Source organism: Streptomyces sp. WMMC940 (genome assembly GCF_027460265.1).
GTDB lineage: Bacteria > Actinomycetota > Actinomycetes > Streptomycetales > Streptomycetaceae > Streptomyces.
This window is the reverse complement of the sequence record NZ_JAPZBC010000001.1, coordinates 5,789,737-5,802,992: the sequence shown is the minus strand read 5'-3', so window position 1 is coordinate 5,802,992 and position 13,256 is coordinate 5,789,737. Positions and strand designations below refer to the sequence as shown.

The following is a 13,256-nucleotide window of genomic DNA, read 5'->3' as shown; positions in this document are numbered from 1 at the left end:
TACTCACGAGGGACGAGCCTAAGGGGTCGCCCGGCCTAGTCCCCGGCCGGGGCGCGTTCCGCGGCCGCTCGGACATCGATCTCCCGCCAGAATCCGGCCCTGATGGCATAGCGGTCGTGCTCGTCGATCTGGTCGTCCTTGTGCGCGAGCAGCCCGAACCGGGCCGCGTACCGCAGCAGTTCGCCGTCGATGCGGTGCGGAACACGCGGGTACATGCCGGACAGCTTCTCCACGTGCGCCGGATCCGGCAGCCGCTCCATCCAGCGCCGGGCGAAGACCTGCCCGACCTCGAAAGGGTCACCGCCGACGGTGGTGATGTCCTCCTCGCGGTCCGCCCAGCGCTGCTCGGCGCTGGTGAGCTGGGCCAGGGTGGGCAGGGACGCCGCCTCCGGGGGCTCGGCGGGCGCACCGGCGCCCGGTCGCTCGATCCAGCCCTTGTCGGAGGACCAGCGCAGGGTCGCCCCGGCGGCCGGATGGCGCTCGGCCTGGCCCGACGGGCCGCGCAGGCCCGCCAGGTCCTTGGGGGTGGGAACGCCCTTCGTGTGGTGGTGGGCGGTGGGCGCGGCGGCGCCGTTCTCCGTGCCGCTCGCGGCCGACGGGGCCGGGGGCGCCGTGCCGTTGCCGCCCGCCACCGGGCCGGCGGTCTCCTCCGGGCGTTCCGCGGCGGCCGGCGCCGACTCGGGCAACGGGGCGGAGAGGATGGCCGCGATCTCGGGCCGGGGCGCGGGCGGCGGGGCGCAGACACCGCTGAGTTCCTTGGCGCGCACCGCCTGGGTGATCCAGGCGCGGTCGAGGACGCGGCGTTCGTCGGCCTCGGCGACCAGGTCCTCCGACTGGTTGTAGTCGCCGTCGGCGGCCTGGACGGCCCAGAGGTGGACGGCGACGCCGTGCTCCTTCGCGGACATCAGTCCGGGGAGCAGATCGCCGTCCCCGGTCACCAGCACCACGTCCGAACAGGCCCGGTTCCTGGCGAGCTCCGTGAGCTCCGCGTGCATGGCGGCGTCGACGCCCTTCTGCGCCCAGCGGCCGTCGCTGCGGGTGAGCGCGCCCAGCCGGACGGTGACCCGGGGCATGACCCGGAGGCGGCGGTGCTCGGGCTGGGGAACCCGGTCGGGGGCGCCGTCGAACCAGTAGATGCGCAGCAGGGGACGTTCGGTGTCGGCCTCCGCGCGCTCGCGCAGGGCCTGGATGAGGGCGGCGTGGTCGACGGTGATGCGGGAACGGGCCGGTTCCCCGGCGAGGAGGCTCGCGGCGGCTCCCAGCAGATAGCCGGCGTCCACCAGGACGACGCAGCGGTCCACGCGTTCCACCCTCTTTCGGGAACCTCGGGATCGGAGTTGCTTCGGGTTTCCTTCGAGTCTGCCCGAACGCCGCAGGGTTGACCGCCGGAACTCGATCATCGGCGTGGCGGGGAGCGAAACCGCACCGTAACAGCAGCCCGTTACTCACTGCAACGATCCGAAATGCGCAGAGTATTCGGCTGTGTGAGGCTGAGGACGGCCCTGGCCCCTACATCCCTCGGGAGGCATCACCATGGCCAAGAACAAGAACCGAGAACGCAAGGCCCAGAGCGGCTCCCCCGGCGAGCGCGGTGGCCAGGATGCCCGTACCCCTGAGGCCGAGTCGGACGTGCCGATCGCGACGAGCGTGGCCCACAAGGGGCGGCAGAAGCGCTTCGGCCACAACTGACGCGTCACGCCCGGCATACGGTTTCCCTGTGTGACGTATGGATGAGGGGCGCGCCCGGCCGCCCGGGCGCGCCCCTCACTTGCGCCGCACGCCGGCGTGGCCGGCGGACTCACGCCCGTCGGGCCGGTCCCGCCCGTGCCGGGCCGCGGCCGTCAACGGCCCGGCGCCGCGCGTCACGGCCCTCAGCCCGCCAGGCAGGACGGGCCGAGCAGCACCTTGAGATCGCCGAACAGCGCGGGATCGGGCTGGACCCGGTGCCGGTCGAGGCGCAGCACCGTGGTCTTGCGGGCGCCCTGGAGCTTGATCCGGACCTCCGTGTTGCCCTTGTGGTGGCCAAGGATCTCGCCGAGCCGGCTGATCATGGGCGGGGTGACCTTCACCGTCGGAATGGTGATCACCACGGGCGCGTTGGTGCCCGCCGAGGACAGGTCGGGGACCATCAGCTCCATCGCGACCAGCCGGGGGACGTCCTCGCGCTTGTCGAGCCGGCCCTTCACGAAGACCACCGTGTCCTCGACGAGCTGGGTGGACACCAGCTGGTACGTCGCGGGGAAGAACATGCACTCGATCGAGCCGGCCAGGTCCTCCACGGTGGCGATGGCCCAGGCGTTGCCCTGCTTGGTCATCTTCCGCTGCAGACCCGAGATGATGCCGCCGATGGTGACGACGGCGCCGTCGGAGTGCTCCCCACCGGTGAGCTGCGCGATGGCCGCGTCGGTCTTGTCGCTCAGCACGTGCTCGATGCCGAAGAGCGGGTGGTCGGAGACGTACAGGCCGAGCATCTCGCGCTCCTGGGCGAGCAGGTACGACTTCTCCCACTCCACGTCGGAGAACTCGACGTCGAGACCGAAGCCCGGCTCACCGCTCGACTCGTCGCCCATACCGCCGAAGAGGTCGAACTGCCCCTCGGCCTCCTTGCGCTTGACCGCGACCACGTTGTCGATCATCGGTTCGTGCTGGGCGACCAGGCCCTTGCGGGTGTGGCCCATCTCGTCGAAGGCGCCGGCCTTGATGAGCGACTCGACGGTCCGCTTGTTGCAGACGACCGCCTCGACCTTGTCCAGGAAGTCCGGGAACGTCGCGTACTTCCCCTTGGCCTTGCGGCATTTGATGATCGAGTCCACGACGTTCTGCCCGACGTTCCGGACGGCCGTGAGGCCGAACAGGATCACGTCGTCTCCCTGGGCCGCGAAGTTCGGCTCCGACTCGTTCACATTGGGCGGCAGGACCTTGATGCCCATACGGCGGCACTCGTTCAGATAGACGGCGGACTTGTCCTTGTCGTCCTTGACCGAGGTGAGCAGCGCCGCCATGTACTCGGCCGGGTGGTTGGCCTTGAGGTAGGCCGTCCAGTAGGAGACGAGGCCGTAGGCGGCGGAGTGCGCCTTGTTGAAGGCGTATCCGGCGAAGGGGACCAGCACGTCCCACAGGGCCTGGATGGCCTCGTCGCTGTAGTCGTTCTTCCGCGCGCCCGCCTGGAAGATCGTGAAGTTCTTGGCCAGCTCCTCGGGCTTCTTCTTGCCCATCACCCGGCGGAGGATGTCGGCCTCGCCGAGGGAGTAGCCGGCGATGATCTGGGCGGCCTTCTGCACCTGCTCCTGGTAGACGATCAGGCCGTAGGTGACGTCCAGGACCTCCTTGAGCGGCTCCTCCAGCTCCGGGTGGATCGGGGTGATCTCCTGCTGGCCGTTCTTGCGGAGGGCGTAGTTGGTGTGCGAGTTCATGCCCATCGGGCCCGGCCGGTAGAGGGCCGACACGGCGGAGATGTCCTCGAAGTTGTCGGGCTTCATCAGCCGCAGCAACGAGCGCATGGGGCCGCCGTCGAACTGGAAGACGCCGAGGGTGTCGCCGCGCTGCAGCAGCTCGAACGTCGTGGGGTCGTCCAGCGGCAGGCTCAGGAGGTCGATGTCGATCCCCTTGTTGGCCTTCACCATCTTGACGGCGTCGTCCATGATCGTGAGGTTGCGCAGGCCCAGGAAGTCCATCTTCAGCAGGCCGAGCGACTCACAGCTCGGGTAGTCCCACTGGGTGATGGTCACCCCGTCGGTGTGCCTCACCCACACGGGGACATGGTCGGTGATGGTCTCGCTGGACATGATCACGCCGGCGGCGTGCACACCCATCTGCCGGACCAGGCCCTCCACACCGCGGGCGGTGTCGATGACCTTCTTGACGTCCGGCTCGTTCTCGTACATCCCGCGGATCTCGCCGGCCTCGCTGTAGCGCGGGTGCTGCGGGTCGAGGATGCCGGAGAGCGGGATGCCCTTGCCGAGGACGTCGGCGGGCATGGCCTTGGTGAGCCGGTCGCCCATCGCGTACGGGTAGCCCAGCACACGGGCGGAGTCCTTGATGGCGTTCTTGGCCTTGATGGTGCCGTACGTGCCGATCATGGCGACCTTGTCCGCGCCGTACTTCTCCGTCACGTACCTGATCACCTCGACGCGCCTGCGCTCGTCGAAGTCGATGTCGACATCGGGCATCGAGACGCGCTCGGGATTGAGGAAGCGCTCGAAGATCAGTCCGTGCGGGATGGGGTCCAGGTCGGTGATGCCCATGGCGTACGCGACGATCGAGCCGGCCGCGGAGCCCCGGCCCGGGCCGACCGCGATGCCCTGCTTCTTCGCCCACATGATGAAGTCGGCGACCACGAGGAAGTAGCCCGGGAAGCCCATCGAGATGATCGTGTCCATCTCGTACTCGACCTGCTTCATGCGGTCGTCCGGGATGCCGTCGGGGAACCTGCGCTGCATGCCGCGCATCGTCTCCTCGCGGAACCAGGAGACCTCCGTGTGCCCCTCGGGGATGTCGAACTTCGGCATCAGGTCGCGCTTCTCGAACATCCCGGTCGTGTCGACCTGCTCGGCGACCAGCAGCGTGTTGCGGCAGCCCTCCTGCCAGGCGTCCGAGGAGTCGATCGCGTACATCTCGTCGGTCGACTTCAGGTAGTAGCCGGTGCCGTCGAACTTGAAGCGGTCGGGGTCGGAGAGGTTCTTGCCGGTCTGGATGCACAGCAGCGCGTCATGGGCGCCGGCCTCGTGGGAGTACGTGTAGTGCGAGTCGTTCGTGACCAGCGGCGGGATGCCGAGCTTCCTGCCGATCTCCAGCAGCCCGTCGCGGACGCGGCGCTCGATCTCGATGCCGTGGTCCATCAGCTCCAGGAAGTACCGGTCCTTGCCGAAGATGTCCTGGTACTCGGACGCCGACTTCAGGGCCTCGTCGAACTGGCCGAGACGCAGCCGGGTCTGGAGCTCGCCCGAGGGGCAGCCGGTGGAGGCGATCAGGCCCTCGGACCACTTGGAGATCGTCTCCTTGTCCATCCGGGGCCACTTCTGGAGCCAGCCCTCGGCGTACGCGTCCGAGGAGAGGCGGAAGAGGTTGTGCAGACCCGTCGCGTTCGCCGCCCAGATCGTCTTGTGGGTGTAACCGCCGGAACCGGAGACGTCGTCCCGCTTCTGGTGCGGCTGACCCCACAGGATCTTCCGCTTGTTCCGCCGCGACTCCGGCGCGACATAGGCCTCGATCCCGATGATCGGGGTGACTCCGGCCTTCTGCGCGGAGTGGAAGAAGTCGTACGCGCCGTGGAGGTTGCCGTGATCGCTCATGGCGATGTGCGTCATGCCCATCTCGTTGCAGGCATTGAACATGTCCTTGAGCCGCGCGGCACCGTCCAGCAGCGAGTACTGGGTGTGGACGTGAAGGTGCGTGAAGGGCGGCTTGGTCACGGCGGGAGGCCTCCAGGACGGTCTGGGTGGACAGCGTGGAAGTCTATGCCTCCGCACCGACAAAAGGGGGCCGGGCACCACGACCCGGCGGGGAGTCGCAGATGGGCGCGCCGGGCACTCCGCACTACGGTCGTGCGTTGAGCGGGGCGGAACACCCGTCCCCCACGACATGCACCAGGAGGCACCCAGCGATGTCGGTCCACCAGCCCCCGGCCGGCGAGCGCGGTGAGGAGATCCTCTCCGTGTTCGGCACCGCCTTCGGCGAGCTCCTGGCCGCCGACCCGGCCGCGTTCCGGGTGAAGTTCCGCAAGATGGCGGCCTCGGCCTTCGCCTTCTACCGGGGCTCGGCGAGCCTGTTCTACGCCGACCTGGAGCGCGAGCAGCACGCCGGTCCGTACCTGGACGAGCGGACCAGCCGGGTGTGGATCCACGGCGACCTGCACGCCGAGAACTTCGGCACGTACATGGACTCCAACGGCCGGCTGGTCTTCAACGTCAACGACTTCGACGAGGCGTACGTGGGCCCCTTCACCTGGGACCTCAAGCGGCTCTCCGCCTCGCTGGCACTGATCGGCTACACGAAGGCCCTCGGCGACGAGCAGATCACCGAGCTGGTGCGGATCTTCGCCGCCGCCTACCGCGAGCGCGTCCACGCCCTGGCGACCGGCGCGAAGAACGACGAGGTGCCGCCCTTCACCCTGGACACGGCGGACGGCGCGCTGCTGGAGGCACTGCGCAGCGCCCGCTCGCTGACCCGTTTCGGGCTGCTGGACTCGATGACCGAGATCCGCGACTTCGAGCGCCGTTTCACCGGCGGCGGCGGCGCGATCGAGCTGGACGCGGCCACCCGCTACAAGGTGCTGGCGGCTTTCGACGGCTATCTGGAGACCCTGCCCGAGTCCAGCCTCGCCCGGCCCGACTCGTACCGGGTGAAGGACGTGGTCGGGCGGCGCGGCATCGGTATCGGCTCCGCCGGTCTGCCCTCGTACAACATCCTGCTGGAGGGCAACAGCGACGCCCTCGAGAACGACGTCGTGATCTACATGAAGCAGGCGCAGACCCCGGCGGTGTCCCGGCACGTCACGGACGAGCGGGTGCGGAGCTACTTCCGGCACGAGGGGCACCGCACGGTGATCTCGCAGCGGGCCCTGCAGGCCCACGCGGACCCCTGGCTGGGCTGGACGGAGCTCGACAACTCGGGTCAGCTGGTCGCCGAGGTCTCCCCGTACGCGGTCGACCTGGACTGGTCCGACATCGACGACCCGGAGGAGATCGCGGCGGTGGTCGCCGACCTCGGCCGGGCCACGGCGACCATGCACGCGGCCGCGGACGACGAGAGCGGCCACTCGCTGGTGCCGTTCTCGACGGAGCGGGCCATCGACGCGGCGATCGCGGCGGACGAGGACGGCTTCGGGGACCTGCTGGTGGACTTCGCCCACGACTACGGCGCCCGGGCCCGCGCCGACCACCAGATCTTCCTGGACCTGTTCCGCAACGGCCGGATCCCGGGGCTGTAGCGCCGGGCCGGAGCGTGCCCCGGGCCGGGACGGCCGGGCCCGGCGGAGCGGCGGGCACGGGGGCCCGTCCCGGACCGCGCGGGCGGACGGCGGCACGACGGCCGGGCACGCACGGAGGGCCACCACAAGGCGGCGGCCCGGCAGGCACGAAGCGACCACGGGACGGGCCGTCCCTGGCCCCGCGGGGCAAGGGGGCCGGACTCTTAGCGGCCCCTTACCGAACGGCATGGCACACTCCAGACGATGCCGGATTCCTCCCCGCGGGCGGTCCCGGGACCGGCAGTGCGGACGTCCACCAGTCAGGAGCCCCGTGCACACAGGCGAGACCCGGCTCAGAGGGCTGCGGGCGGCGGTTTTCACGGCACTCGTCGTGACGCTGTCCGTGGCCTCCCATGTGCTGCTCTCCCGGGCGCCGCTGCCGCTGACGACCGTCGCGGCGGTCGCCTGCGGAGTGTTCCTGGTCACGTACGCCCTGGCGGGCCGGGAGCGGGGGTACGGGCCGATCGCGGCCGCACTGGTCCCCCTGGAACTGGCCGCGGACACGGTCTTCACCGCCGGCCAGCACGTCTGTTACGGCGCCGCGGGCGGGCCCGTCGCCGGATCGCTCCGCGCGGTCGGCGTGGACGTGCTCTGCGGTGGCACCGCCGGGGCGCATCTGCCCGGTGTGGCAGCGGCCGACGGCCGGCTCGCCGCGCTGGTCGACTCCCCCGATCCGTATGTGCCCTGGCTGCTGCTCGCGGCCCACGTCTCCGTCGGGCTGCTCGCCGCGGCCTGGCTGCGCCACGGCGAGTCGGCACTCGCGGGTCTGCTGCGCACGGCGGCCCTGGCCGCGTTCCGGCCGCTGCTGACCGCCGTCGCCGCCGTCCACCGCCGCGCCGCCGCCGACCGGCCCCCGGTGCGGACGGCGGCCCTCCCGGCCCTCGCCCGTACCCGCCACTTCGTGCACTCCGTGCGACGGAGGGGACCACCGCTGCCCGCTCCCGCTCACGCCTGAGCCCCGGCACGTCCCCGACCGACCCTTTTTCACACCATGCCCACGGAGAAAACGATCATGAGTGCACGCAACAGCCGCGCCAACAAGGCCGCCGCCCGCGAGCGTCTGCGTCTGGAGCGCGAGCGCCAGGCCAAGAAGGACAGGATCAGGCGGCAGGTCGTCGTCGCGGTCTCGACCGTCGCGGTCCTGGCGGCCGCGGGCGGCATCGGCTACGCCGTCATGCAGGCCAACAAGCCCTCGGCCTGGGAGGCGGCGAAGGACGCGAAGGTCGTCAAGCCCAAGAACACCGAGGGCGAGAACGGCACCACCGTCGTCATCGGCAAGCCGGCCGCGAAGAAGACCCTCGAGGTCTACGAGGACTCGCGCTGCCCGGTCTGCGCGACGTTCGAGCAGGCGGTGGGCGAGACCGTGAAGAAGGACGTCGACGCGGGCAAGTACAGGCTGAAGTACATCGGCGCGACGTTCATCGACAACAGCGACAACGGCGAGGGTTCCAAGAACGCCCTCTCCGCCCTCGGCGCGGCACTCGACGTGAGCCCCGAGGCCTTCATGGAGTACAAGGCGGCCCTCTACTCCGCGAAGTTCCACCCGGAGGAGAGCGAGGACAAGTTCGCCAAGGACGCGTATCTGCTGGAGGTCGCCGACTCGGTGGACGCGCTCAAGAACAACGCCGGGTTCAAGAAGAACGTCGAGAACGGCACGTTCGACGCCTGGGCGCTGAAGATGTCGAAGACCTTCGACGACAGCGGCGTGACGGGTACACCGACGCTGAGGATGGACGGCAAGAAGGTCGTCGCGGAGGGCAGCGACAACGCCCCGATGACGGTCGAGCAGTTCAACGCCGCCGTCGACAAGGCGCTCAAGGGCTGACGCCTCACAGAGCCGGCCCCCGACGCGGGCCGTGTGCCGGGAACTCCCCAGGCACACGGCCCGCTCGGCGTTCGGGCATCCTCGGCGGCCCGAGCACGCCGCTGCACCGCGGGCTCCGGCCCGGCACACCGCTTCCCGCGAGGAGCCCGCCGCCCGCCGTCGCCTGACCCACCGTCAGGCAGCGGCGGGCGGACGATCGAGAACACTCAGGCGAACTTTCCTGAATTCGCCTGCCAGTTCGCCTTACCGGTCAGTAGTCTGACCGGCCGTGACCAGAAGACTCACCTCAACCCCCAGCCGCCGCTCGGTCGTCAAAGCCGCTGCCGCCACCGCTGTCGCCACTGCCGCCGCCGCTCCCGCGCTCGCGGCCGCATCACCCGCCGCCGCCGCAGAACAGGGCACGGCCTTCCTCCACGGGGTCGCCTCGGGCGACCCGCTCCCCGATGGCGTGCTGCTGTGGACCCGGGTCACCCCGGCCCCCGACGCGCTGCCCGGTTCCGGCAAGGGCCCCGACACCGAGGTGAGTTGGGAGATGGCCGAGGACAGGGGCTTCACCAAGGTCGTCGCCCGGGGCCTGACCACCGCCACCGCGGCCACCGACCACACCGTCAAGGTCGACGTCAGGGGGCTGTCCCCGGCCACCGCCTACTTCTTCCGCTTCGCCTCCGCGGGCACCGTCTCCGCCACCGGCCGCACCAGGACCGCGCCCGCCGCCGACGCCGCCGCGCCCGGGGTGCGCTTCGGCGTGGTCTCCTGTGCCAACTGGGAGTCCGGATACTTCGCGGCGTACCGTCATCTCGCGGCCCGCGCCGACCTGGACGCGGTCCTTCACCTCGGCGACTACATCTACGAGTACGGCACCGGCGGCTACCCGGCCGACGAGTACGTGGTGCGCCGGCACGAGCCCGGGCACGAGATCACGACGCTCGCCGACTACCGCGTCCGGCACGGCAAGTACAAGACGGACGCCGACCTCCAGGCGGTGCACGCCGCCCATCCGCTCGTCGCGATCTGGGACGACCACGAGATCGCCAACGACGCCTGGGCGGGCGGCGCGGAGAACCACACGCCCGGCACCGAGGGCGACTACGCGGCCCGCGCGGCGGCCGCCAAGCGGGCCTACTTCGAGTGGATGCCCGTGCGCACCTCCACCGAGGGCACCGTCTACCGCCGGCTGCGCTTCGGCAAGCTGGCCGACCTGCACCTGCTGGACCTCCGCTCGTTCCGCTCCGAGCAGGCGTCCGTGGGCAGCGGAAAGGTCGACGACCCGGAGCGCACCATCACCGGCCGCGCCCAGCTGGACTGGCTCAAGTCCGGCCTCGCGTCGTCGGACGCGACGTGGAAGCTCGTGGGCACCTCGGTGATGATCTCCCCGGTGGCCTTCGGCTCCGTACCCGCCCATCTGCTGGGGCCGATCGCCGAACTGCTCGGCCTGCCCAAGGAGGGCCTCGCCGCCAACGTCGACCAGTGGGACGGCTACACGGACGACCGGAGGGAACTGCTGAAACATCTGACGGACCGGGGCATCGAGAACACCGTCTTCCTCACCGGCGACATCCACATGGCATGGGCCAACGACGTGCCCGTGAAGGCCGCGACCTACCCGCTGTCGCGTTCGGCCGCGACGGAGTTCGTGGTGACGTCGGTGAGCTCCGACAACCTGGACGACATCCTGCACGTCGCCCCCGGCACGGTATCCCTGGTCGCGGCCACCGCCGTCAAGGTCGCGAACCGCCATGTGAAGTGGCTCGACATGGACCACCACGGCTACGGCGTCCTCGACCTGACCCCCGAACGGTCGCAGATGGACTACTACACCGTCTCCGACAAGGCCCGGCCCGACGCGACCGCGGCCTGGGCACGCTCCTACCGGACGCTGAGCGGAACGCAGAAGGTCGAGCGCGTCAACCAGCCGGTGCGCTGAGGCCCCGAGCCCCGTGACGGTTCCTCTAACCTGGCGCCATGAATGCGCCGGGGGAACTGGTCGACGGGCGGTTCGAGCTGATCGAGAGGCTCGGCAGCGGAGGCATGGGCACGGTGTGGCGGGCTCGCGACACCGTGCTCCACCGTGAAGTCGCCCTCAAGGCGGTCAGATCCGACGCCTCCGCTTCCGAGGCCGTGCGCGAGCGGGTGCTGCGCGAGGCCCGTGCTCTCGCCCGGCTCAGCCATCCCCACGTGGTGACGATCCATCACATCGTGGACGCCGAACCGCATCCGTGGATCGTGATGGAGCTGGTTCCCGGGATCTCGCTCCAGGCTCGCCTCGCCCAGGGGCCGCTGACCCCACCGGAGGCGGCGCGCATCGGACGGCAGGTGCTCTCCGCACTGCGCGCCGCACACGCGGCCGGCATCCAGCACCGGGACGTCAAGCCCGCCAACGTCCTGATGCGCCCGGCCGGTGCCACCGGGCACGCCGGCAGCGGCGACACCGCCGTGCTCACCGACTTCGGGATCGCGGCGCTGCAGGGCTCGACCGCGCTGACCGCCACGGGCGAACTGATCGGCTCGCCCGAGTACATGGCGCCCGAACGGGTGCGCGGCCGGGACGACGACCCGGCATCCGACCTCTGGTCGCTCGGCCTGGTGCTGTACGTGGGCGTGGAGGGCGTCAGTCCGCTGCGCCGGCCGACGACGCTGGCCACGCTGGCGGCCGTGCTCGACGAGCCGGTGCCCCCGCCGGTGCGTTCCGGACCGCTCGCACCCGTGCTCCAGGCCCTTCTGGTACGGGACCCGGCGGCCCGGCCCGACGCCGCACGGCTGGACGCGATGCTGGCACAGGTCGAGACGGGGACGGCGCCGTACTGGGCCCAGCCCACGATGACGACGGCGACACCGCCGCCCGGTCCGGTGCCAGTGCCGGGACCGGTTCCGCCGGTGCCGACCCGGGTGGACGGCCCACGGCCGACGACCTCCCAGCCACCCTCGCGGCCCGCGGAGGGCAGGCGGGCGAACCGTGCGCCCCTCGTCGCCGCCGTCATCGGCGTGGCCCTCGCGATCACGGCCGCCGGCGCCGTCGTCCTGGCACTGCGGGATCCCGGCGGACGGGCCACGGACGACGCGAAGGGCCCGGGTGCGGCATCGGGCCCCTCGGTCCACGCCTCCGCCGCACCCGCCTCGAGTCCGGCGCCGGGTCCGAGCGCGCCGCCGGCGCCGACGGTCACCGTCACCGCGTCGGCGACTGCGAGCACTCCGTCCGACCCAGCCGTGCCCCCGCCGTCCTCGGGCCGCTGGATCGCACAGCTCTTCTCCGAGCCCGTCGGATCCGGCACCGCCGCACGCGATGTCCGGCTCGCCCGGATCCGCGAGACGGTCCCCGAGGCCCGGTACCTGCGCAGCGACGACTACGCGTCGCTGCGGCCCGGGTACTGGGTGATCTACGCCGAGGGGCCGTTCGACGACGGCCGGGCCGCGCTCAGGTTCTGCGCCGAACGTGACCGCACCACGGCCAACAGCTGCCTCGGCCGCTATCTCAGTTCCCGCGCGGCCGACTCGGCGCTCCAGTGCCGTCCCCCGGCGGGCAACCCCTCGGGGCGCTGCGACCTCGGCTAGTGCTGTGACCGGAAGGGTTGGCCGGGAAGCTCGCGGCGTCCGGTGCGGTGGATCGCAAGGCGGAGGATCGCCCTCGTACTGGACGTACTCGGGCGACTCCGACAACGCCGCGAGGCGCCGTGCCGGGCGTCGCGAGCCGGTGAACCTTTCCGGTCACGGCACCGGCTCAGCCAGGTGCCTTGCCGTGTGAGATGGGCAACAGCCGCCCGGCTCGCGACGCCTGACACCTCCGGAGCGCCGGCCCCTCCGGACGCCGGACCTCCCGGAGGCGCTGCCCGGACCCCTCGGGCACGCACCCCCTGGTCACGCGGTCACACGGTCACGCGGGCCTCGGCCTCCCCCAGCGTCTCCAGGAAGCCGAGCGCCACGCGCCACGTCCGGTCGGCCGCCTCCTCGTCCCAGTCGGGAAGGTCGGGGTCCGTGTACAGGTGCCCGGCGCCGGCGTAACGGTGCACCTCGACGTCCGCCCCCGTCCTGCCCATGCCCAGGTACCAGGCGGTGAGCCAGTCGTACGGCTCGAACGGGTCCGGGTCGGCGACGTGCAGTTGTACGGGCAGGTCCTCCACGCGCGCGTTCTCGGCGATGTCGGACGTGCCGTGCAGCAGCAGGAGGCCGCGGGCCTTCTCGTCGCCGAGGGCGAGGTTCTGGGCGATGGCCGCCCCCAGGGAGAACCCCGCGTACACGAGCCCGCGCTCCGAGTACGGCGCGGCGGCCACAATCGCCCGCTTCAGCAGCTCGTCCACCCCGACCTCGTCCTTGTACGCCCTGCCCTCCTCCACGGACCCGTACACCCGGCCCTCGAACAGATCCGGGGTCCACACCTGGTGGCCTGCCGCCCGCAGTCGCTCGGCGGCGGTGAGCACGGCGGGGCGCAGGCCGTACGTCGAATGGAAAAGCATGATGTCCATCCGGTCA

The 13,256-nt window shown here is 71.1% G+C and carries 9 protein-coding genes; 6 read left to right on the top strand and 3 right to left on the bottom strand.

The features are described from left to right. Positions 1-35: 35 nt before the first annotated feature. Positions 36-1,310 carry an NYN domain-containing protein gene (locus O7595_RS25540; RefSeq protein ID WP_269730948.1) on the bottom strand — a complete coding sequence of 425 codons (1,275 nt, stop codon included), beginning with the start codon at positions 1,308-1,310 and terminating at the stop codon, positions 36-38. A gap of 223 nt (positions 1,311-1,533) precedes the next feature. On the opposite strand from O7595_RS25540, the gene O7595_RS25535 reads away from it, so the two are divergent. After that, the gene (locus O7595_RS25535) at positions 1,534-1,689 is read left to right on the top strand and encodes a hypothetical protein (protein WP_269730947.1); all 156 of its coding nucleotides are present in this window, start codon (positions 1,534-1,536) and stop codon (positions 1,687-1,689) included. A gap of 182 nt (positions 1,690-1,871) precedes the next feature. Here the strand turns inward: O7595_RS25535 and dnaE are convergent, their stop codons facing one another. Further along, positions 1,872-5,411 carry a DNA polymerase III subunit alpha gene (gene dnaE, locus O7595_RS25530; RefSeq protein WP_269730946.1) on the bottom strand — a complete coding sequence of 1,180 codons (3,540 nt, stop codon included), beginning with the start codon at positions 5,409-5,411 and terminating at the stop codon, positions 1,872-1,874. Between the two features lie 191 nt (positions 5,412-5,602). Between dnaE and O7595_RS25525 the strand changes: the two genes are divergently transcribed. From O7595_RS25525 to O7595_RS25505, 5 genes are all read left to right on the top strand, one after another. Beyond that, positions 5,603-6,928 carry a DUF2252 domain-containing protein gene (locus tag O7595_RS25525; protein WP_269730945.1) on the top strand — a complete coding sequence of 442 codons (1,326 nt, stop codon included), beginning with the start codon at positions 5,603-5,605 and terminating at the stop codon, positions 6,926-6,928. A gap of 310 nt (positions 6,929-7,238) precedes the next feature. After that, positions 7,239-7,922 (top strand): hypothetical protein, encoded by a 684-nt coding sequence (locus O7595_RS25520; RefSeq protein ID WP_269730944.1) that lies wholly within the window; start codon positions 7,239-7,241, stop codon positions 7,920-7,922. A 57-nt stretch (positions 7,923-7,979) separates the two neighbouring features. Next, positions 7,980-8,792, top strand: coding sequence for a DsbA family protein (locus O7595_RS25515; protein WP_269730943.1), 813 nt, complete (start codon positions 7,980-7,982; stop codon positions 8,790-8,792). Between the two features lie 268 nt (positions 8,793-9,060). Then, positions 9,061-10,716 (top strand): alkaline phosphatase D family protein, encoded by a 1,656-nt coding sequence (locus O7595_RS25510; protein ID WP_269730942.1) that lies wholly within the window; start codon positions 9,061-9,063, stop codon positions 10,714-10,716. 38 nt (positions 10,717-10,754) lie between these two features. Beyond that, positions 10,755-12,341, top strand: coding sequence for a serine/threonine-protein kinase (locus O7595_RS25505; protein ID WP_269730941.1), 1,587 nt, complete (start codon positions 10,755-10,757; stop codon positions 12,339-12,341). Positions 12,342-12,652: 311 nt separating this feature from the next. Here the strand turns inward: O7595_RS25505 and O7595_RS25500 are convergent, their stop codons facing one another. After that, a complete protein-coding gene (locus tag O7595_RS25500) occupies positions 12,653-13,249 on the bottom strand; it encodes a dienelactone hydrolase family protein (RefSeq protein ID WP_269730940.1) in 597 nt (198 codons plus the stop codon). Between the last annotated feature and the right edge of the window lie 7 nt (positions 13,250-13,256).